Annotated in this window: 18 protein-coding genes and 1 riboswitch; of the genes, 12 read left to right on the top strand and 6 right to left on the bottom strand. The window is 67.6% G+C overall.

What is annotated here, in order from left to right:
- Positions 1 to 18 precede the first annotated feature (18 nt).
- From IEY21_RS00405 to IEY21_RS00430, 6 genes are all read left to right on the top strand, one after another.
- On the top strand, positions 19 to 765 hold the full coding sequence (locus tag IEY21_RS00405; RefSeq protein ID WP_188900193.1) for an SIR2 family NAD-dependent protein deacylase: 747 nt from the start codon (positions 19 to 21) through the stop codon (positions 763 to 765).
- A gap of 129 nt (positions 766 to 894) precedes the next feature.
- Positions 895 to 1069, top strand: a riboswitch (FMN riboswitch).
- Between the two features lie 35 nt (positions 1070 to 1104).
- Entirely contained in the window at positions 1105 to 2241 is a 1137-nt protein-coding gene (gene ribD, locus IEY21_RS00410) for a bifunctional diaminohydroxyphosphoribosylaminopyrimidine deaminase/5-amino-6-(5-phosphoribosylamino)uracil reductase RibD (protein WP_268237755.1), read from the top strand.
- Complete coding sequence (locus tag IEY21_RS00415; protein ID WP_188900197.1) at positions 2241 to 2897, top strand: riboflavin synthase; 657 nt, start codon at positions 2241 to 2243, stop codon at positions 2895 to 2897. The genes ribD and IEY21_RS00415 overlap by 1 nt, the downstream gene beginning before the upstream one ends.
- Complete coding sequence (locus tag IEY21_RS00420; RefSeq protein ID WP_188900199.1) at positions 2894 to 4114, top strand: bifunctional 3,4-dihydroxy-2-butanone-4-phosphate synthase/GTP cyclohydrolase II; 1221 nt, start codon at positions 2894 to 2896, stop codon at positions 4112 to 4114. Before IEY21_RS00415 ends, IEY21_RS00420 begins: the two co-directional genes overlap by 4 nt.
- Before the next feature lie 61 nt (positions 4115 to 4175).
- The gene (ribH, locus tag IEY21_RS00425; RefSeq protein WP_188900200.1) at positions 4176 to 4637 is read left to right on the top strand and encodes a 6,7-dimethyl-8-ribityllumazine synthase; all 462 of its coding nucleotides are present in this window, start codon (positions 4176 to 4178) and stop codon (positions 4635 to 4637) included.
- 44 nt (positions 4638 to 4681) lie between these two features.
- On the top strand, positions 4682 to 5134 hold the full coding sequence (locus IEY21_RS00430) for a DinB family protein (RefSeq protein WP_188900202.1): 453 nt from the start codon (positions 4682 to 4684) through the stop codon (positions 5132 to 5134).
- A 91-nt stretch (positions 5135 to 5225) separates the two neighbouring features.
- Here the strand turns inward: IEY21_RS00430 and IEY21_RS00435 are convergent, their stop codons facing one another.
- From IEY21_RS00435 to lon, 3 genes are all read right to left on the bottom strand, one after another.
- Complete coding sequence (locus tag IEY21_RS00435) at positions 5226 to 6437, bottom strand: vWA domain-containing protein (protein ID WP_188900204.1); 1212 nt, start codon at positions 6435 to 6437, stop codon at positions 5226 to 5228.
- A 101-nt stretch (positions 6438 to 6538) separates the two neighbouring features.
- Positions 6539 to 7066 carry a YqgE/AlgH family protein gene (locus IEY21_RS00440; RefSeq protein ID WP_188900206.1) on the bottom strand — a complete coding sequence of 176 codons (528 nt, stop codon included), beginning with the start codon at positions 7064 to 7066 and terminating at the stop codon, positions 6539 to 6541.
- Between the two features lie 96 nt (positions 7067 to 7162).
- Positions 7163 to 9622, bottom strand: a complete 2460-nt coding sequence (lon, locus tag IEY21_RS00445; protein WP_188900208.1) for an endopeptidase La — start codon at positions 9620 to 9622, stop codon at positions 7163 to 7165.
- Between the two features lie 358 nt (positions 9623 to 9980).
- On the opposite strand from lon, the gene IEY21_RS00450 reads away from it, so the two are divergent.
- Positions 9981 to 11069, top strand: a complete 1089-nt coding sequence (locus IEY21_RS00450) for an alpha/beta hydrolase (protein WP_188900210.1) — start codon at positions 9981 to 9983, stop codon at positions 11067 to 11069.
- Positions 11070 to 11099: 30 nt separating this feature from the next.
- Here IEY21_RS00450 and IEY21_RS00455 read toward each other — a convergent pair whose 3' ends face one another.
- On the bottom strand, positions 11100 to 12242 hold the full coding sequence (locus IEY21_RS00455; RefSeq protein ID WP_188900212.1) for an acyl-CoA dehydrogenase family protein: 1143 nt from the start codon (positions 12240 to 12242) through the stop codon (positions 11100 to 11102).
- A 257-nt stretch (positions 12243 to 12499) separates the two neighbouring features.
- On the opposite strand from IEY21_RS00455, the gene rpmI reads away from it, so the two are divergent.
- The gene (gene rpmI / locus IEY21_RS00460; RefSeq protein ID WP_039681602.1) at positions 12500 to 12706 is read left to right on the top strand and encodes a 50S ribosomal protein L35; all 207 of its coding nucleotides are present in this window, start codon (positions 12500 to 12502) and stop codon (positions 12704 to 12706) included.
- A complete protein-coding gene (gene rplT, locus IEY21_RS00465; RefSeq protein ID WP_188900214.1) occupies positions 12706 to 13074 on the top strand; it encodes a 50S ribosomal protein L20 in 369 nt (122 codons plus the stop codon). The genes rpmI and rplT overlap by 1 nt, the downstream gene beginning before the upstream one ends.
- A gap of 77 nt (positions 13075 to 13151) precedes the next feature.
- Here rplT and IEY21_RS00470 read toward each other — a convergent pair whose 3' ends face one another.
- Both IEY21_RS00470 and moaA read right to left on the bottom strand, forming a co-directional pair.
- Positions 13152 to 13844, bottom strand: coding sequence for a GntR family transcriptional regulator (locus IEY21_RS00470; protein WP_188900215.1), 693 nt, complete (start codon positions 13842 to 13844; stop codon positions 13152 to 13154).
- Between the two features lie 176 nt (positions 13845 to 14020).
- Complete coding sequence (gene moaA, locus IEY21_RS00475) at positions 14021 to 15022, bottom strand: GTP 3',8-cyclase MoaA (protein ID WP_308424804.1); 1002 nt, start codon at positions 15020 to 15022, stop codon at positions 14021 to 14023.
- 397 nt (positions 15023 to 15419) lie between these two features.
- Here moaA and IEY21_RS00480 point away from each other — a divergent pair, with 397 nt between their 5' ends.
- From IEY21_RS00480 to acs, 3 genes are all read left to right on the top strand, one after another.
- Entirely contained in the window at positions 15420 to 15719 is a 300-nt protein-coding gene (locus IEY21_RS00480) for a DUF485 domain-containing protein (RefSeq protein WP_188900217.1), read from the top strand.
- On the top strand, positions 15716 to 17311 hold the full coding sequence (locus IEY21_RS00485; RefSeq protein WP_188900219.1) for a solute symporter family protein: 1596 nt from the start codon (positions 15716 to 15718) through the stop codon (positions 17309 to 17311). The genes IEY21_RS00480 and IEY21_RS00485 overlap by 4 nt, the downstream gene beginning before the upstream one ends.
- Before the next feature lie 235 nt (positions 17312 to 17546).
- Positions 17547 to 19499, top strand: a complete 1953-nt coding sequence (gene acs / locus IEY21_RS00490) for an acetate--CoA ligase (RefSeq protein WP_229752722.1) — start codon at positions 17547 to 17549, stop codon at positions 19497 to 19499.
- Positions 19500 to 19504 lie beyond the last annotated feature (5 nt).

The raw sequence follows: 19504 nt of genomic DNA on the forward strand, positions 1-19504 counted from the left end.
GCCCGCTAAGCTGGGGCGATGAAGCTTGCCGACGCCCGCGCCGCCCTCCGAGAAGCCCGTCATGTGGCCGTCCTGACCGGCGCGGGCGTCAGCGCCGAGAGCGGCATTCCCACCTTCCGCGACGCCCAGACCGGGCACTGGGCGCGCTTCCGGCCCGAGGACCTCGCGAGTCCGGGGGCGTATTTCCGCGACCCCGCGCTGGTGTGGGAGTGGTATGCAGGCCGCTACCGCGACGTGACGCGCGCCCAGCCCAACGGCGGGCATGCACTGCTGACGCAGCTGGAGCGGGAAAAGGGCGACGGCTTTTTCCTCGCCACCCAGAACGTGGACGGGCTGCACACCCGCGCGGGCAGCGGGGCGGCGGGAGGACAGCTCGTAGAGCTGCACGGCAACCTGACCACCGCACGCTGCGAGGTCTGCGACTGGACGGCAGACCTGCCCGCCCCGGACCACTTCACCCCGCCGCCCTCCTGCCCCGACTGCGGCGGCCGGATGCGGCCCAATGTGGTGTGGTTCGGGGAAGACCTGCCCGAGACGGCGCTGGCGGCGGCGGCCACCGCCTTCGCCGGGGCCGATGTCGCCCTGATCATCGGCACCAGCGGCGTGGTGTATCCGGCGGCGGGGCTGGCCGCCGAAGCGCTGCGGCGCGGCGCAGTCGCCATTGAAGTCAACCCCGTCGAAACCAACATCTCCTGGCAGATGACCTTCGCCGTGCGGGACGTGGCCTCCCGTGGGCTGGCGGCGCTGCTGGGTCAGGAACCGTAGGCACTGGCCTACCCGCGCCGCCGGCGCGCAGGGGGGCGGGCATGGCGCGGCCCGTCGGCTGTCTGCTTTCTTTCATAGTGTGGACACGGCGCGGTGCTAGCTTTGGGACGGCCCGCTCTGTGGGTGGGCCGCTTCCTTCGGGGTGGGGTGTGAGTCCCTACCGGCGGTGATGGCGCAAGCCCGAGCCCGCGAAGCCCGCGCAAACTGATCCACGCGCAGGCCCGATCCGGTGAGATTCCGGGGCCGACGGTGTTGCGGCGCACCTGTATGGGTGCCCGTTCAGTCCGGATGAGAGAAGGAGGAGCGTTGCCCTGCCCCCCCGGCGGGCAGCGACAATCCATGTATGAAGTGAATGCACCGCCCGGCAGGGTGGAGGCGGCCACGTCAGCCGATGAGCGCTGGATGACGCTCGCGCTGGCCCAGGCCGCTGCAGGACTGGGGCGCACGGCCCCCAACCCGCCCGTGGGCTGCGTGATCGTGCGCGGCGCACAGCTGGTGGGCCAGGGATTTCATCCCCGCGCCGGAGAAGCGCACGCCGAGGTGTTTGCGCTGCGCGAGGCGGGCGAGCGGGCGCGTGGAGCCACCGCCTACGTCACGCTGGAGCCGTGCAGCCATCATGGGCGCACCCCTCCCTGCGCCGACGCCGTGATCGCCTCGGGCGTGCGGCGGGTGGTCGTGGCGGCCTTGGACCCCAACCCACAGGTGGCGGGCCGGGGGGTCGCGCGCCTGCGCGCCGCCGGCATAGACGTGACCGTGGGCGTGGGTGCCGACGAAGCCCTGCGCCAGCAGGCGGGCTTTCGCAGCGTGATGGTGCGCGGGCGACCGTGGGTGGTGGCCAAGTACGCCATGACCCTGGACGGCAAGGTGGCGGCCCTGAATGCCCACGGCGGCGGTGAGGGAAACGGTGCAGTCAGCGGCGCGCTGGCCCGCCGCCGCGTGATGCAGTGGCGAGATGAGCTCGACGCCATTGCCGTGGGCAGCGGCACCCTGCTGGCCGACAATCCGGCCCTGACCACCCGCGGCATTCCCGGGGGCCGCGATCCGCGCCCGGTGGTCTTCGATCGCCGGGCCCGCACCTGCCCGCAGGCCCGTGCGTGGCGGCCCGGCGCGGTGCTTGTGGCTGCTCCCGGGGCAGATACCGCTGCCCATGAAGCGGCGGGGATTCAGGTGCTGCGCGCCGCGGACCACGCCCACGCCCTGGATGCCCTGGGAGAACTGGGGGTATCCAGCGTGCTGCTGGAAGGTGGGCCGGTTCTGCTGGGCGCCTTTTTAGAGGCCGGGCTGGTGGACGAGGTGCGGGTCCTGATCGCTCCCAAAGTGCTGGGCGCGGGGCTCTCGCCGTTGCCCGGGCCGCGGCGGCCCATGGCGCAGGCCCAGGACCTTCGGGAGGTCCACACCGAACCGCTTGGCCCCGATGTGCTGGTCACGGGCCTTCTGAATTCCATTCCCCACCTCGCGGCGGAAGGAGAACACTGATGTTTACTGGAATCGTTGAACAGCTGGGCCGCGTGTCCGGCAGTGTCCTGCAAGACGGCAATCTGCGCGTGACCGTGGCTCCACAGCGTCCCTGGACCGATCTGGCCCTGGGCGAGAGCATCGCGGTCAACGGCACCTGCCTGACCGTCACGGCCTGGAACGCAGAAGGCTTCACGGTGGACCTCAGCCGCGAGACCCTGGCCAAGACGGCCCCGCAGTGGCAGGTCGGTTCCGCGGTGAATCTGGAACGCGCCATGACCGCGCAGGCCCGCTTTGGCGGCCATGTGGTGAGCGGGCACGTGGACGGCGTGGGCGAGGTGTTGCGGGTCGAGGCCCAGCCCGGCGCGTACACCATGACCGTGCGCGCTCCCGCTCCTCTGGCGCGGTATCTGGTGCCCAAGGGCAGCGTGACGGTGGACGGGGTCAGCCTGACCGTGGTGGATGTGGGCGGTCCGGCGGGCAGCCGCGCCGATCTGCGCGCCGATGAGTTCACGCTGTGGCTGGTGCCGCACACCCTGGAGGTCACCACGCTGCACACCTGGGCCGCCGGAACGCGGGTGAATCTGGAGGCCGACCAGATGGCCAAGTATGCCGAGCGTCTGCTGCTCATGCGCGACTGGACCCCCCCGGCGACCACCCCGGAGGTGGGGGCATGACGGGCGCGGCCATTACGCTTTCTCCCATTGCCGAACTGCTCGCCGAGCTGCGGGCGGGCCGCCCGGTGATTCTGGTGGACGACGAGAACCGCGAGAACGAGGGCGACCTGCTGATGCCCGCCGCGACCGCCACGCCCGAATGGATTAACTTCATGGCCCGCGAGGGCCGGGGCCTGATCTGCGTGACCCTGCTGCCCGAACGCGCCGCGCGGCTGGACCTGACACCCATGGTGGGAAGCAGCACCGACCCCAACGGCACGGCGTTCACGGTCAGTGTGGACCACACGAGCAACAGCACCGGCATCAGCGCCTTTGACCGCGCCGCCACCATTGCCGCGCTGCTGGACGACGCGGCCGGGCCTGCCGATTTCCGCCGCCCCGGACACATCTTTCCGCTGGTGGCGCGGCCCGGCGGGGTGCTGCGCCGGGCCGGACACACCGAGGCCGCGTGTGATCTGGCGCGGCTGGCGGGCTTTGCCCCGGTGGGCGTGATCTGCGAGATCATGGGGGACGACGGCGAGATGAGCCGTCTGCCGGACCTACTCGCCTTCGGGGAGCGGCACGGCCTGAAGGTGGGGAGCATCGAGGCCCTGATTGCCTACCGGCTGGAACATGATCCGTTCATGCAGCTCGTGGCCGAGGCCCGGTTGCCCACCGAGTACGGCGAATTCCGGCTGGTGGGGTTCGAGGATTCCCTGAGTGGAGCCGAACACGTCGCGCTGGTGATGGGCGAGGTGGATGAACAGCCTTTGCTCGTGCGGGTCCACAGCGAGTGCCTGACCGGGGACGGCTTTCACAGCCTGCGCTGCGACTGCGGCCCGCAGCGTGACGCCGCCCTGCAGGCCATCGCCGCCGAGGGCCGGGGGGTGCTCGTGTACCTGCGTCAGGAGGGCCGGGGCATCGGCCTGCTGAACAAGATCCGTGCCTACGCCCTGCAGGACGGCGGGGCCGATACGGTGGAGGCGAACCTGAAGCTCGGCTTTCCCGCCGATGCCCGCGATTTTGGCATCGGAGCCCAGATGCTGCACCTGCTCGGCGCGCGGCGGCTGCGCGTCCTGACCAACAATCCACGCAAGCTGCACTCCCTGGGCGGCTTCGGGCTGGAGGTCATCGAGCGGGTGCCGCTGCACGCCGGGCACAACGAACACAACGCTGCGTATCTCAGCACCAAGGCCGCCCGGCTGGGCCACATCGGCACCGACGGCACCGGCATCTGACGCCCGGCCCCCGCCCGGCCCGGCAGTTCCCGCAGTTCCCCCACCCATCCAAGGAGTTCCCATGCAGCGCATCGAAGCCCATCTGCTCGCCACCGACCTGAAATTCGCCGTCGTCAGCACCCGCTGGAACCACCTGATCGTGGACCGGCTCGTGGAGGGCGCCGAGCTCGCCTTTGTGCAGCACGGCGGCAAGACCGAGCACCTGGATCATTTTCTTGCTCCCGGTTCCTATGAAATTCCGCTGATCGCCCGCAAGCTCGCCGAATCGGGCCGCTACGACGCGGTGGTGTGTCTGGGGGCCGTCATCAAGGGAGACACCGACCACTACGATTTTGTGGCGGGCGGCGCGGCCCAGGGCATCCTGAACACCTCGCTGCACACCGGCGTGCCGGTGGCCTTTGGCGTGCTGACCACCGATACGGTGGAACAGGCCCTGAACCGCGCCGGCATCAAGGCGGGCAACAAGGGAGCCGAGGCGGTCCTCGCCATGATCGAGACGGTGAATCTGCTGCGCCAGATCTGAGGAACGGGGCAGCGGTTCCGGCGAGCCGCTATGCTGCCTTCCACATGACTCCCTCGCACCGTTATGCCCGCACCTTCCAGTCCCACCGGGATGCCCTGCTGGACCTGTACGCGCAGCTGCCCGAAGATCAGGGGACTTTCAGCGCCTGGGAGGGTGGCCTGAGCTTCATCGGCCAGGCCGACCACCTCTCGGTGAGTGCCACGCGCTTTCTGAGTCTGGTGCGCGGCGAGAAGCCCGGCGCGGCCCCCGCTGCGAGCGCCACGCTGAGCGAGGCGAGGGACCGGCTGCAGGAAACCCAGGAGGCCACCGCGGCGGCCATCAGCGCCCTGAGTGAGGAGGACCTGCAGCGCCGCGTGCCGGCCTTCGGGGGCCGCGAGATGCCGGTCACCGCCCTGCTGGACCTGATCATCAGCCACGAGGCCCACCACAAGGGTCAGGTGTGGATCATGGCCCGCATGGTGGGCGTTCAGCCGCCGATGTTCGTGAAGATGGGCTGAGGCGCTTCCGGCCGGTGCGGCACCGCGCCACAGCAAGCGGGCTTCAAGGAACGGTGGGTTCCCTGAAGCCCGCTTCTTCGGGCTGGCAGTGTCAGTTCACCAGCTTGGTCTTGTTGGTCACAAAGTCCATCAGCACGTACTGGCCGATGTTCTGCGGGGTGGTGAAGTAGGCCTTGCCCTTGGTCATCTCGCTGACCCGGCGCACGAACCCGACGAGTTCCGGGTCGCGGGCGAGCATGAAGGTGTTCACCTGGATGCCGCTGCGCCGGCAGTTGGCGACTTCACGCAGCGTGGCACCCAGCACGTAGGGGTCCAGGCCGTAGGCGTTCTTGTAAATGCGGCCGTCGGGCAGCGTAAGGGCCGAGGGCTTGCCGTCGGTGATCATCACGATCTGCTTCATGTCCTTGTTCTCGCGCTTGAGCAACTGCTGGGCCAGCCGCAGCCCACCCGCCGTGTTGGTGTGGTACGGCCCGATCTGCGCCTGCGCGAGCTTGCTCACCGGCACCTCCTCGGCGCTGTCGTGGAACAGCACGAATTTCACCGTGTCGCCGGGGTACTGGGTGCGGATCAGGTGGGCCAGGGCCAGCGCCACCTGCTTGGCGGGAGTAAAGCGGTCCTCGCCGTACAGGATCATGGAGTGCGAGCAGTCCAGCAGCACGATGGTCGCCGCCGAGGAGTTGTACTCGGCCTGGCGGATCACCAGGTCCGATTCCTCCATGTTGTCCATGCCCTTGCTCAGCACGTTGCCCAGGGTGGCGGTGGTGTCCAGATTCAGGGTGTCGCCGAACTCGTAGTTCTTGAGTTCTCCCGACATCTCCACGCCGCTGGCGTACTCGCGGGTGTCGTGCGCGCCCGCGCTGGAGCGGCCCAGGCCCCCCATCAGGTCGCGCAGGGACTTGTAGCCCAGGAAGTCGATGCTCTTGTCGGTGAGCTGAAAGGTGGCCTCGCCCGACGGTCCCGCGCCGCCCTGACCGTCCTGTTCATCGAATTCCTTGCGGATAAAGCCGTCCTGCTGCAGCTTGTCCATCAGCCCTCTGATCTGCTGGCCCAGGGCGGTGTCGTGCACGTCCGCCGACTGCATGGCCTCCATCAGCTGCTCTTCGGGAATCATGCCCCGCTCGGCCAGGGCCTCCAGGATGGCGTCGAACAGGTCGTCCATGCTCGGGCGCGCGTTGGGGTCGGGGTCGTAGGGGTCGTTCATGCCCTGCCCCAGCAGCGCTTCTTGGATCATCTGCATCAGTTCGCTGGAATCGAGCTGATCCAGTTCACCTTCAAACTTGCTGTACCGCGTGACACGCGCCATATCCCGACCTCCGTTGCCCTACAGCATGGCGCGTGTGGAGAACGGCGTTTGTAACCCGTGGGGCGGTGTCGGGCGTGTTCAGTTCGGCGGCGCCGCGAGGTTCAGGCCTGCGCTCCGCCCGGCATGATGGTGCCGGGCGTCACGCCCAGCCGCCGCAGCGCCTCGGCCCAGCGCTCCGCCGCCGGCACGTCCCACAGCAGTTCCGGGGTGTCCTGCTCCACCCAGACCCACGTGCCCACCCGCGCCTCCTCCGTGAGCTGTCCCGGCCCCCAGCCTGCGTAGCCCAGAACCAGCATGTAGCGCTGGCCGCTTTCCATGACGGCGTGAAGCACCTCGAGGCTGCTGGAAACGTTCAGCCCCGGCACCAGCCGGATCTCGCCGTCCAGTTCCAGGGCGTCGGGGTACAGGCACCAGCCCAGCGTCGGGTCCACCGGGCCGCCCAGCCACGCCGGTGCGCTCTGGTCCTCGGCCCCCTCGATCAGTTCTGAGATGGGCTGCGGTGTGGGCGCGTTCACGATCAACCCCAGGGCCCCTTTCTCGTCGTGTTCCAGCAGCAGGATCACGGCGCCTCCGAACACCGCGCCGCGCAGATGGGGACTCGCCACCAGAAAAGTCAAAGGCCCGCTCATCGCCTACAGGATAACGGCGGAGCGGGCCCAAACGTAACAACCCCCGCCGCTGGGCAGGGGTTGGAACAGCAAAGAGAGAAGAGGGCCAGGGAGGGCTTAAGCGCTCGCTCCCGCGCCGCGCCGTGAGGAACGGCGCTTGCTGGAAGGTGCGGGGGAGGCGGCCGCGTCGCGTGGGGTTTCCAGGGCCTTCAGGCCGCCCACCAGGGCCACGTCCAGCACCTGATCGACCGTTTCGCACGGGTGGAAGCGCATGGAGCTGCGCAGGTGCAGCGGGATGTCGCGCAGATCGGGCTCGTTGGCCTTGGGCATGATGATGTGCTTGATGCCCGCACGCCGCGCGCCCAGTACCTTCTCCTTCAGGCCGCCGATGGGCAGGTAACGGCCGGTCAGGGTCATCTCGCCGGTCATGGCGACGTCGTGGCGGGCGGGAATGCCGGTCAGAGCGCTGACCAGGCTGGTGACCATCGCGCCGCCGGCGCTGGGGCCTTCCTTGGGAATGGCTCCGGCAGGCACGTGCACGTGGATCTCGCTGTCGTCAATGCGCGCCCTGTCGATGTGAAAGCGTTCGGCGTTGCTCTTGGCGTAGGTCAGGGCGGCGCGGGCCGATTCCTTCATCACGTCGCCGAGCTGTCCGGTCAGGACCAGACCCTTGCCGGGCATGATGCTCGTTTCCACGAACAGGATGTCGCCGCCGACCGGGGTGTAGAACATCCCAGTGGACACGCCCACCATGTCCTCGCGGTTCTCGGTCTCGGGCATGTGGCGCGGCTGGCCCAGGTAACGCTCCAGCTCCTTGTCGGTCACCTTGACGCGCTTGACCTCGCCGGTGGCGATGCGCCGGGCGACCTTACGGGCCACCGTGCCGATCTCGCGCTCCAGGTTGCGCACGCCCGCCTCACGGGTGTAGTGGCTGATCAGCTTTTCCAGCGCCGCGTCGGTAAAGGCGATCTGGTTGGGCTTCAGGCCGTTTTGGGTGAGCTGGCGCGGCATCAGGTAGCGCTTGGCGATTTCCAGCTTCTCCTGCTCGATGTAGCTGGAGAAGTCAATGACCTCCATGCGGTCCATCAGCGCCGCCGGAATCTGCTCGGGGTAGTTGGCGGTGGCGATGAACATCACCTCGCTGAGGTCGAAGGCCACGCCCATGTAGTGGTCGGTAAAGTTCTGGTTCTGTGCGGGGTCCAGCACTTCCAGCAGCGCCGCCGAGGGATCGCCCTGGTACGAGCTGCCCAGCTTGTCCACCTCGTCCAGCAGAATCACCGGGTTCTTGGTGCCCGCCGTGCGGATGCCCTGAATCAGGCGGCCGGGCATCGCGCCGATGTAGGTGCGGCGGTGGCCGCGGATGTCACTCTCGTCGCGGGCGCCGCCCAGGGCGATGCGCACGTACTTGCGGCCCAGCGCCTTGGCGATGCTCTGCGCGATGCTCGTCTTGCCCACGCCGGGAGGACCGGTGAACACCAGAATCGGTCCCTTGTTCACGTCCTCGGCGCTGAGGTCACCGCGCTCGGCGCGTTCCTTGCGCAGGCGGCGCACGGCCAGGAATTCCAGCACGCGGTCCTTGACCTTCTCCAGGCCGTAGTGGTCCTCGTCAAGGACCTGGGCGGCTTCCTCCACGTCCAGGCGGTCCTCGCTGCGCACATTCCACGGCAGCTCGGTCACCCAGGTCAGGTAGGTGCGGATCACCGAGGCCTCGGCGGCGTCGGGGTGCATGCGCGCCAGACGGTTGACCTCGCGGTCAATCTCCTTCTTGACCTCGGGCTTGAGCTCCAGCGCGTCGATCTTGGTGCGGAAGGCCTCGGCCTCGTCGACCTCCTCGCCGTCCTCGCCGCCCTGCAGCTCCTTCTGGATGACCTTCATCTGCTCGCGCAGGTAGTACTCGCGCTGGTTCTTGTCGATCTCTTCTTTCACCTGCGCGCGGATCTTGGCCTGCACCGCCTGCACTTCCTGCTCGGTGTCCAGCAGTGTCAGCAGCGTGCGCACGCGGTCGGTCAGGCGGGCGGCCTCCAGCAGGGCCTGCTTATCCTCAAGCTTGAAATCCAGGTTGAAGGCAATGTGGTCGGCCATCTCGCCCACGTCGTCCTTGCTGTTGATGGTCTGCACACTCTCGGCGCTGATCCTGCCGCCGGCGGCGATCACCTCGAAGCGCTCACGCAGTTCACGGGCCAGCGCCTGCAACTCCACCGGGTTGTCCTGCTCGGCCTTCAGCTCCGTGACGGCGGCGCGCAGGTAGTCGCCGCCGGTGTACTTGCTGACCCGCACGCGCGAGACCGCGCTCACCAGCATCTGCACCGTGCCGTCCGGGTTCTTGCGCACGCGCAGCACGTTGCAGGCGGTGCCCACGTCGTACAGATCCTCGCCCTTGGGATCATCCACGTCCTTGTCCTTCTGAGACACGATCAGGATGACCTTCTCGGCGTTCATGGCCGCCTCGATGGCATTGATGGAGATGGAACGGCTGGCGTCGATGTGCTGCACCATCGTCGGATAGATCACGCTGCCGCGAACCGGGCAGACCGGAATGGTCTTGGGAAGGACGAACGGGGTATTTTCGGTGGGCATTGCGGAACTCCTTTGGCCCTTGCAGGTCTTTAGAAAGAGGAGGTTTCCGGCGGCAGTTCTGTAGTAACAGCGCTACCAAGAAACTTGAGTGTAACTATATCAAGTCTGGCAAGGTCGGGCAAGCGATTTGCCGTCCCAGGCCGGTTGGCCGACCACTCATCTGTCACACCTCCAGGGTACTCCCGGGAGGCTGACAGGACCGTTACCGGAGCTGATGGCGGCTTAACCCGGGTGGGGGGGCCTGAACTGCGGGGGCCGTCCTGAGGGCAGTGTGGCCGTCCGGGCCCGGCAAGTCCGTCGGGAATGCTGCGGTCCGCAGGCTGCTGTGCGCCGGGGCGGGGGCCGCTACACTCCGGGCATGGCCCGCCTGCGCGTCCTGCTGCCCACCCTGCCGCCCCACACGCCAGCGGGCGACCTGTTCCTGACCGGGCAGCACCGCGCCTGGAGCAGCGATCCGGCCGGCTGGACCTTTCGCCGCTGCGGCGCGGGAGCCGAGCTGAACGTGGAGTTCCCGGAGGGCACGCTGCTGGGCCTCAAGGTGCGGGTGCGGACGGCGCACGGACAGGTCATCGAGGAAGGCAATGCTTGGGGCGGGCGTGCGCCCGCGCACACGGGGGCGGTGACCGGGGATATGACCCTGACCCTGGACCTCGCGGGCTGGCAGGACAGGCGGCAGGGAAGGGACCAGCCCCCGCGCTCGGCCGCGCCGCGCGAGGAACTGACCCTGGCTGCGCCATGGGGTGAGCAGACCGTGCGGCTGTGGTGGCCCGCCGCCCATCCCACAGCGGCATTGCCCCGCGTGATCCTGCACGACGGCCAGAACGTCTTCGATGAGGCCGCCAGTTTTGCCGGACAGAGCTGGGACGCTGCCGGGGCCGCACAGGTGCTGGCCGGTGAGGGACACCCGTGCCTGATCGTCGCCCTGAGCGTGAACGAGGAGCGCAGCCGCCGCTACGTTCCGTTTCCCTTTGAACTGAACGGCTTTCAACCGGGCGCAGACGAGTATCTGGACTGGATCATGGGGACCCTTCAGCCCGCACTCTCGGCACGCTTTGGAAACGTGGACGCCGCGCACACGGCACTGGCCGGGTCCTCGTTCGGGGGGCTGGTCACGCTGTACGGGGGCCTGCGTGATCCGCAGGGGTACGGCACGCTGGGGGTGTTCAGTCCGGCGGTGTGGCCCGCCGACTTCGAACTGCTGCGCTGGTTGCAGGGGCGGACCGCGCCCGACACCCGCGTGTGGGTGGACATGGGCGACCATGAAGCGGACACCGTGACGGGCGCAGCGGAGGTCGTGCGGCGCACCCAGGACCTCGCCGCCCGCCTGCGCCCCGCCGTTCGCAATCTGCAGTTCACGGTCGGCGCGGGCCACTGGCACGACGAGGCGGCGTGGGCCGCCCGTCTGCCCGGGTTCCTGCGCTGGTGGTTGACCGGACTGGACCGCTGAGGACCCGGCCGCGCCGATCTGCCCCGCGGTTCAGGCGAGCAGGTCGCGGGCGATGATCAGCTTCTGGATCTCGCTGGTGCCCTCGTAGATGCGCAGCAGGCGCTGGTCGCGGTAGTAGCGCTCGACCGGGCTGTCCTTCATGTAGCCCATGCCGCCGGCCACCTGCACGGCCTTGTCCGCCACCTGCGACAGCGCCTCGGTGGCGTGGTACTTGGCCACGCTCGCCATGCGCCGCACGTCCTGCCCCTCGTCCACCATCCACGCGACCTTCTGCCACAGCACCCGGCTGGTCTGAACGGCAATCTCCATCTCGGCGAGCATGAACTGCACCGCCTGGAACTCGCCGATGGGCTGCCCGAACTGTTCGCGGGTCTTGGCGTGGGCCACCGAGAGGTCCAGCAGACGCTGCATGGCCCCGGTGGACCGCGCGGCAATGCCCACCCGTCCGGCGGTCAGGATGCCCAGCGCCTCGCGGTATCCCATGTGCTCGGGGCCAAGCAGGTTGGCGGCCGGGATCTCGGCGTCCTCGAAGATCACCTCGGCGCTCAGGGCTCCCTTCTGACCCATCTTCTCGTCAATCTTGCCCACCCGCACGCCGGGAGTGTTCTGCGGCTCGACCAGAAAGGCGCTCATGCCCTTGCTGCCCCGCGCGGGATCGGTGATGGCGATCACGGTGAGGAGTCCGGCAATGGGGGCGTTGGAGATGTAGTGCTTGGTGCCGTTCAGGACATACGCGTCGCCCTTCTTCTCGGCGCGGGTGCGGATGTTCGCGGCGTCCGAGCCGCTGCTCGGTTCGGTGATCGCGAAGCCCGCCACGCACTCGCCCGAGGCCATGCGCGGCAGGAAGCGCTGCTTTTGCTCCTCGGTGCCCAGCTTGACCAGTCCCGACGTGCCGATGGAGGCGTGCGCGCTGATCACGCCGCCGAAGCCCATGTGGCCCTGCCCCAGCGCCTCGTACACGGCGCAGCGTCCCAGCATGCCCAGCCCCACGCCGCCGTACTCCTCGGGAATGCTCAGGCCGAACAGCCCCAGGTTCGCCGCCTCCTTCAGCAGTTCCGGCGGCACGCTGTTGGTGTCCTCGATCTCGTGTGCGCGGGGTTCTACGCGGTCGAGCATGAAGTCGCGGATGGTCGCCTGCACCTCGCGCAGGTCGTCGGGCAGATTGAAATCCATGTGGAGCTCAGCCTAGCGGATCGCGTGCGCGGCGGGTGTTCCTGTCTGGGCGACAGGGCCGTCCGCAGGAGCCGCCCCCACCCTTGCCGCCGCCCACCGCCTTCGCGTATAGTCTTCTCTTGGTCAAGTGGGGCAGGGCGACCAACGGTTCAGACCCGGCGCAGTTCAAAAGACCGGTCGCGTTCTGAACGGCCCGAACCCCAGACGGAAGCCTGCCTGCAGGGCAGCGCAACCGGACTCAGCTAAGGAGGGCCACCATGCCCAAGATGAAGACACTGAAGAGTGCCACGCGCCGGATCAAGATCACCGGCACCGGCAAGGTTATGGCGTTCAAGAGTGGCAAGCGCCACCAGAACACCGGCAAGAGCGGCGATGAGATCCGCGGCAAGGGCAAGGGCTTCGTGCTCGCCCAGAGCGAGTGGGCGCGCATGAAGAAGATGCTGCCCTATAAGGGAGGCAAATAATGGCCCGCGTCAAGACCGGCATCGTCCGCCGCCGCCGTCACAAGAAGGTCCTGAAGCGCGCCAAGGGCTTCTGGGGCAGCCGCAGCCGCCAGTACCGCAACGCCTTCCAGACGCTGCTGAACGCCGCGACCTACGAGTACCGCGACCGCCGCAACAAGAAGCGTGACTTCCGCCGCCTGTGGATTCAGCGCATCAACGCGGGCGCGCGCCTGCACGGCATGAACTACAGCACCTTCATCGGTGGCCTGAAGCTCGCCGGTATCGACCTGAACCGCAAGGTTCTGGCCGACATCGCCGCCCGTGAACCCGAGGCCTTCAAGGCCCTGGTGGACGCGGCTCAGGGCGCCCACAACAACAAGGCTGCCTGAGCCGGACCCGGACAACCAGAAAACCGCCTCCTTTCGGGGGCGGTTTTTCTTGGTGGGTGGGGCTATCTTTACGGCCTTTACGGCTCGAAGGTGTCCTGGAAGGCGTAGCGGTCGCCGCGCACCCAGTAGTTGACATAGCTGGCCCGTTTCTGTCCGCTGTAGGTGGTGCGCCGCAGCAAAAAGGCGGCGGTGCCCAGCGGCACGCGCAGCAGGTCCGCCTCTTCCTGGCGCAGGTTGACGGCCTCCAGGTTCTGCTCGACCCGCGCGAGCGGCACGCCCATGCCCACCATGGTCTCGTGGATGCTCTCGGCTCCCAGGTTGTGGTCGAGCAGGCCCGGAGCGAGCGCGGCGTTCACGTAGCGTTTCTCGATCACCAGCGCCTCGTCGCCCGCATTTCTCAGGCGGTGTACGAAGATCACCGGGTCGCCGGTCTGGATCTGCAGCACGATGGCAATTTCCGGGGTGGCCTCGATCTGCATGGCCCGCAGGACGGTGGTGCGGTGGTCGGGGTGACGCGCCCATTCCTTGAAGGGCCGCACCCGGAACATGCCCTGGCGAAAGCGTTTGCCGGTGGGAAAGGTGCCGGCTCCCTGCACCCGGTAGACGTAGCCCTCGCGTTCCAGCTCGTCGATGGCGCGCCGGGCGGTCATGCGTGAGACCTCAAATTCTCGGGCCAGCTGCGGTTCGCTGGGGAGGGGAAGACCTTCGGCGTAGTGGCCGCCGAGCAGCCGTTCTTTCAGGGTCGATTTGATGAGCGGGTACTTCGCCATGCATCCCTCCGAAGTCGCTTGTCGCTGGCGGCGCAAGCCAGCCCATCTTAGAGTTAGTGTGTAAGGTACACAAGATTGTCTGGACTGTTCCCGAATTGGGGACAACACCCCGGGTGTCTGGGTATGGGCCGTTTGAGCCGCTTCACCACGGCAAAAACCGGCTCCTCGCCGGTTCCCTAGCCGCCGATGTGCGACATCTCGATCTTGTGCCCGCGCGTGACCTCACCGCGCTCCTCGCTGTAGCGGTCATGTCGGGCGGCCCAGACGCCCGCGATGAGGTCGCGCAGGGCCGCGTCGTCGGTCCCGGCGCGCAGCGGCGCACGCAGATCGGTGCCCGCGCCGGCAAACAGGCAGGTGTACAGCACGCCCACCGCCGAGAGCCGCGCGCGCGTGCAGTCGCCGCAGAACGGCGCACTGACCGAGGAGATCAGGCCGATCTCGTGGCCGTCCGCCCCCCGGTGGCGGGCAGCCACCTCACCGGGGTAGTGGGGGTTCAGGGCCTGAAATTCCGCGCCCGTGCCGTCTGCACTCAGGCGGGCGAGCACCTCACGCGAGGGCACCACGCCGTCAAGGTTCCAGCCGTTGTGGTTGCCCACGTCCATGAACTCGATAAAGCGCACCACCGCCTTCTCCCGCAGGGCCAGCCACAGCCCGCGCAGGCCGTCCTCGTTGACGCCGCGCTGCACCACCGTGTTGATCTTGACGCCCAGCCCCACCTGCAGGGCCGCGTCGATGCCGTCCAGCACCTTCTGCGGGTGGGTGCCCAGGCCGTTCATGCGCCCGAAGACCTCGGGGTCCAGGCTGTCGATGCTGATGGTCACGCGATTCAGTCCCGCCGCTTTCAGATCGGTGGCCAGGCGCGGCAGCAGCAGCCCATTGGTGGTCAGGGCGATGTCCTGCACGCCGTCCAGGCGCGAGAGCTGCGCGATCAGCTCCGGCAGCCCGCGGCGCAGGGTCGGCTCGCCCCCGGTGAGGCGCAGCTTCTGGACCCCCAGCGCCACGAAGGCGCGGGCGAGGCGCTCAATTTCCTCGAAGCTCAGCAGCTCGCTGCGCGGCAAGAAGGCGTAGTCCGGGCCGAAAATCTCGGCGGGCATGCAGTAGGTGCAGCGCAGGTTGCAGCGGTCCGTCACGCTGATGCGCAGGTCACGCAGGGGTCGGCCCAACTGGTCAAGCAGCATCGGGTTCAGCATACGCGGCAGTCCGCGCAGAAATGGCGTCTCGCCTGCCAATGCCGCGCGGACTGCCGCAGGGCGGGATCACCCGACCGGGCCGGTTCTGCGGTTTCCGGCGCAGATGTGCGGTGCGTGTTCCTCAGAAAAGACCAGAAGTTATACATCTTTGGGTCATTTGTATGCTCAAGCTGCGGGGTGTTCCGCGTTCAGAGACCCGAATTTTAGACCTGCCCCATTGATTTTATATTGAAAGAATCCTACCCTGGTTGCAAGTCCCATACAGCTCCGAAAGACCAAACGGCCGTCCGTTTGATGCTCTCCCGTCAACTTTCCTGTTGACGCGCCCCCTCTTCTGACATTGAGTGGGTGTTTTAACGGTACTCACCTTTTTCAGGAGGTTTCTATGACTGTAGTCAGTGCCCAGCCCAGCTCGTCCAGCACGAGAAACGCGGCGTACCACCAGTTGGTGGCACAGCGCAACTCCTTTACGCTCACCATGACCATCACTTTTCTGGTGTTGTATTTTCTGCTGCCCGTCCTGGCCGGATACAACAAACCCCTGATGGCCCAGAAGGTGCTGGGCAACATCACCTTCGGGTACGTGCTGGCCTTTCTGGAATTCGTGATGGGCTGGGTCATGGCCTATATCTACGTGGTCAAGGCCCGCACCTTCGACCGCCTAGCGCTGGAGGCCCAGCAGTGACGCTGCTGCTGGCCGCCGTTATCGTCGCCATTACCCTGGGCGTCACCTTCTGGGCCTCCCGGCGCAACACCAGTGCCGGAGACTTCTACGTCGCGGGCGGCAAGATCAGCGCCACGCAAAACGGCGTCGCCATTGCCGGGGATTACATGTCGGCCGCGTCCTTCCTGGGCATTACCGGCCTGATTGCCCTGAACGGCTACGACGGCTTCATGTACTCGGTGGGCTGGTTCATCGCCTATCTCACGGTGCTGTTCATCGTGGCCGAGCCCCTGCGCAACCTGGGCAAGTACACCCTGGCCGACATGCTCGTCTACCGCCTGAAAGACCCCCGCGTGCGCACCTACGCTGCGCTCAGTACCATCACCATCAGCACCTTCTACATGATCGCCCAGGTGGTTGGAGCCGGCTCCCTGATCAGCCTGCTGTCCGGCGGTCTCATCAAGGCCGAACTGGCCATTCCGCTGGTCGGTGTGCTGATGATCGTCTATGTGGTGGTCGGCGGCATGCTCGCCACCACCTGGGTGCAGATCATCAAGGCCGCCCTGCTGATGTTCGCCACCGTCGTGATGACCGTGCTGATCCTTAACCGCTTTGGCTGGAGTTTTTCCAACCTGCTGGGCCAGGTCGAGGCGAAGAACGGCGCTGAATTCCTCGGGGCCGGCGTGAAATACAAGAATCCCGTCGACCTGATCAGCCTGGGCCTGGCGCTGGTGCTCGGCACCGCCGGCCTGCCCCACATCCTGGTGCGCTTCTTCACGGTGCCCACCGCGCAGGACGCCCGCAAGAGCGTCGTGTGGGCCATGGTTCTGATCGGCGCGTTCTACGTCATGACCGCCTTCCTGGGCAACGCTGCCAACGTCCTGCTGGGCAAGGAGGCCATCGAAAGCGCGAACAAGGCCGGCAACATGGCCGCCCCCCTGCTCGCCCAGGCGCTGTTCGGCGGCGTGGGGACCACCGGCGGCGAATTCGGACTGGCCTTCGTGACGGCCGTGGCGTTCGCCACCATCCTGGCGGTCGTGGCTGGACTGACCATCAGCGCGAGCACCAGCTTTACCCACGACATCTACAACGGCGTCCTCAAGGGCGGACAGGCCAGCGAGACCGATCAGTTCCGCGTGGCCCGCCTCGCCACCGTCGCCGTGGGCATCGTTGCCATCCTGCTCGGGCTGCTGGCCAAATCCCAGAACGTGGCTTTCCTGGTGGCCCTGGCCTTCGCCATCGCCGCCAGCGCCAACCTCCCCGTGATCCTGTTCACGCTGTTCTGGAAGAAATTCAACGCCACCGGTGCCATCTGGGGTCTGGTGGGCGGCATTCTGTTCACTCTGCTGCTGATTGGTCTGAGCCCCAACATCATGAAGATCGACCCGGAAACCGTCACCACCGGCCGGCACCTGATCCAGGCCAATGCGATCTTCCCCCTGGAGAACCCGGGCCTGATCAGCATCCCTGCCGGATTCCTGTTCGCGGTGATCGGTACCATGATCGGCGCAGCCCGCCGCAACGAGGCCGACGATGCCCGTCACTTCGAGGAGATGCAGTACCGCGCCTACACCGGTGCGGGCATGGACGGCAGCGTCGCCGCCCACGACTGAGTTCTGGCCCCCCCTCCCTCCCTCGGGCAGGCAAGTGCCCCGGCCGGTCAGGTCGGGGCTTGTTATATGCCACACGCCGGAAACCCGGCCATTGCACCCGGTCCAGTACCGCCGCAGTACTTATCCAGCTGTAGGCACCGTCCCGCAGGCTCTGCGCCCGTACAGTGGACGCACACCCCTTTTTGCTGGACCGGCCGTGGCGGACGGCCCCCTTTCCCTCACACCGGAGGACCCCATGACACAGACCCAGCCCACCGATCACATCGACAACATGCTGCACGAAACCCGCGTGATCGAGCCGCCGGCAGACTTTGTGGCGCGCGCGCGGGTGTCGCGCGAGGAGTACGACCGCCGCTACCGTCAGAGCCTGGACGACCCGGATGCCTTCTGGACCGGGGTGGCCAGCGAATTGACCTGGACGCAGCCGTGGAGTCAGGTGCTCGACTGGCAGGAACCGCACGCCCGCTGGTTCGTGGGCGGACAGACCAACCTCGCCTACAACGCGCTGGACCGCAACGTGGAGCGCGGCCTGGGCAACAAACGCGCCTTCATTTGGGAGGGCGAGGACGGCGAGGTCCGCACCTATACCTACGCCGAGCTGCTGGGCGAGGTAAAGCGGGCGGCCAACGCGCTGCTGGATCTGGGAGTGACCGTGGGCGACCGCGTGACGCTGTACCTGCCCCTAGTCCCGGAGGCGGCCATCGCCATGCTGGCCTGCGCGCGTATCGGGGCGGTCCACAGCGTGGTGTTCGGGGGCTTCTCGGTCTCGGCGCTTTCAGACCGCATCAACGACGCCTCCAGCAAGCTGCTGATCACCGCCGACGCGGGGCAGCGCCGGGGTGGGCTGGTGAACCTCAAGGCCAACGCCGACGAGGCCGCGAAGAGTACGCCTACCCTGGAACACATCCTGGTGGTGTGCCGCGCCGGTTGCGACGTGGAGATGCAGCCGGACCGGGACGTGTGGTGGCACGAGGCCCTGGCGGGCGCCGGCGAGGAGCACGAGGCCGCCGCGCTGGACAGCGAACACCCGCTGTTCGTGCTGTACACCTCCGGCTCCACCGGCAAGCCCAAGGGCGTGCTGCACACCACGGGCGGCTACATGGTGGGCACCTACCTCACCACCGGAACGGTGTTCGACCTGCGCGAGGACGACATCTTCTGGTGCACCGCCGACGTGGGCTGGATCACCGGCCACAGCTACAGCGTGTACGGCCCGCTGCTAAACGGCGCGACCACCGTGCTGTACGAGGGCGCACCCAACCACCCCGACTGGGGCCGCTTCTGGGAGGTGGTGCAGAAGCACCGCGTGACCATCCTGTACACCGCGCCCACCGCCATCCGCTCCTTTATGCGCCAGGGCGACGCCATTCCGGCGCAGTACGACCTGAGCAGCCTGCGCCTGCTGGGATCGGTGGGCGAGCCGATCAACCCCGAGGCGTGGATGTGGTACGCCCGCGTGATCGGCGGCGGGCGCTGCCCGGTGGTGGATACCTGGTGGCAGACCGAGACCGGCTCCATCATGCTCACCACCCTGCCCGGCGCACATGCGAGCAAACCCGGCAGCGCGGGCCTGCCGATGTTCGGCATCGAGCTCGCCATCATGACCCACGACGGTCAGGAACTGGGGCCGGACGACGGCGGCCTGCTCGTGATCAAGCGCCCGTGGCCCTCCATGCTGCGCACCGTGTACGGCGACGATGAGCGCTACCGCAAGACCTACTGGGGCGAGATTCCGCACGTGTACTTTGCCGGGGACGGAGCGCGGCGCGACGCCGACGGCTACGTCACCGTGGTGGGCCGGGTGGACGACGTGCTGAACGTCTCGGGCCATCGTCTGGGCACCATGGAGATCGAGTCGGCCCTGGTGGCGCACCCCAGCGTGGCCGAGGCCGCCGTGGTGGGCCGGCCCGACGAGGTGAAGGGCGAATGCGTGGTGGCCTTTGTGCTGCCGCAGGGGGGACAGACGGTCGAGCCACACGAGCTGCGCGCCTACGTCACGCGCGAGATCGGTGCGCTGGCCCGTCCTGACGCCATCATCATTGCAGACGCCCTGCCCAAGACCCGCAGCGGCAAGATCATGCGCCGCTTTCTGCGCCAGATTGCCGCCGGACAACCCATCCAGGGCGACACGAGCACCCTGGAAGACCCCAGTGTGCTGGAGCGGCTGGCGGAGACCCCGGCGGTGTAGCGGTC

It is taken from the genome of Deinococcus aerophilus, assembly GCF_014647075.1.
GTDB classification, from domain to species: Bacteria; Deinococcota; Deinococci; order Deinococcales; family Deinococcaceae; genus Deinococcus; species Deinococcus aerophilus.

Coding starts and splice junctions, on each gene's coding strand:
- IEY21_RS00405 (WP_188900193.1), top strand. CDS start 19: ATGAAGCTTGCCGACGCCCGCGCCGCCCTCCGAGAAGCCCGTCATGTG.
- ribD (WP_268237755.1), top strand. CDS start 1,105: ATGTATGAAGTGAATGCACCGCCCGGCAGGGTGGAGGCGGCCACGTCA.
- IEY21_RS00415 (WP_188900197.1), top strand. CDS start 2,241: ATGTTTACTGGAATCGTTGAACAGCTGGGCCGCGTGTCCGGCAGTGTC.
- IEY21_RS00420 (WP_188900199.1), top strand. CDS start 2,894: ATGACGGGCGCGGCCATTACGCTTTCTCCCATTGCCGAACTGCTCGCC.
- ribH (WP_188900200.1), top strand. CDS start 4,176: ATGCAGCGCATCGAAGCCCATCTGCTCGCCACCGACCTGAAATTCGCC.
- IEY21_RS00430 (WP_188900202.1), top strand. CDS start 4,682: ATGACTCCCTCGCACCGTTATGCCCGCACCTTCCAGTCCCACCGGGAT.
- IEY21_RS00435 (WP_188900204.1), bottom strand. CDS start 6,437: ATGGCGCGTGTCACGCGGTACAGCAAGTTTGAAGGTGAACTGGATCAG.
- IEY21_RS00440 (WP_188900206.1), bottom strand. CDS start 7,066: ATGAGCGGGCCTTTGACTTTTCTGGTGGCGAGTCCCCATCTGCGCGGC.
- lon (WP_188900208.1), bottom strand. CDS start 9,622: ATGCCCACCGAAAATACCCCGTTCGTCCTTCCCAAGACCATTCCGGTC.
- IEY21_RS00450 (WP_188900210.1), top strand. CDS start 9,981: ATGGCCCGCCTGCGCGTCCTGCTGCCCACCCTGCCGCCCCACACGCCA.
- IEY21_RS00455 (WP_188900212.1), bottom strand. CDS start 12,242: ATGGATTTCAATCTGCCCGACGACCTGCGCGAGGTGCAGGCGACCATC.
- rpmI (WP_039681602.1), top strand. CDS start 12,500: ATGCCCAAGATGAAGACACTGAAGAGTGCCACGCGCCGGATCAAGATC.
- rplT (WP_188900214.1), top strand. CDS start 12,706: ATGGCCCGCGTCAAGACCGGCATCGTCCGCCGCCGCCGTCACAAGAAG.
- IEY21_RS00470 (WP_188900215.1), bottom strand. CDS start 13,844: ATGGCGAAGTACCCGCTCATCAAATCGACCCTGAAAGAACGGCTGCTC.
- moaA (WP_308424804.1), bottom strand. CDS start 15,022: ATGCTGCTTGACCAGTTGGGCCGACCCCTGCGTGACCTGCGCATCAGC.
- IEY21_RS00480 (WP_188900217.1), top strand. CDS start 15,420: ATGACTGTAGTCAGTGCCCAGCCCAGCTCGTCCAGCACGAGAAACGCG.
- acs (WP_229752722.1), top strand. CDS start 17,547: ATGACACAGACCCAGCCCACCGATCACATCGACAACATGCTGCACGAA.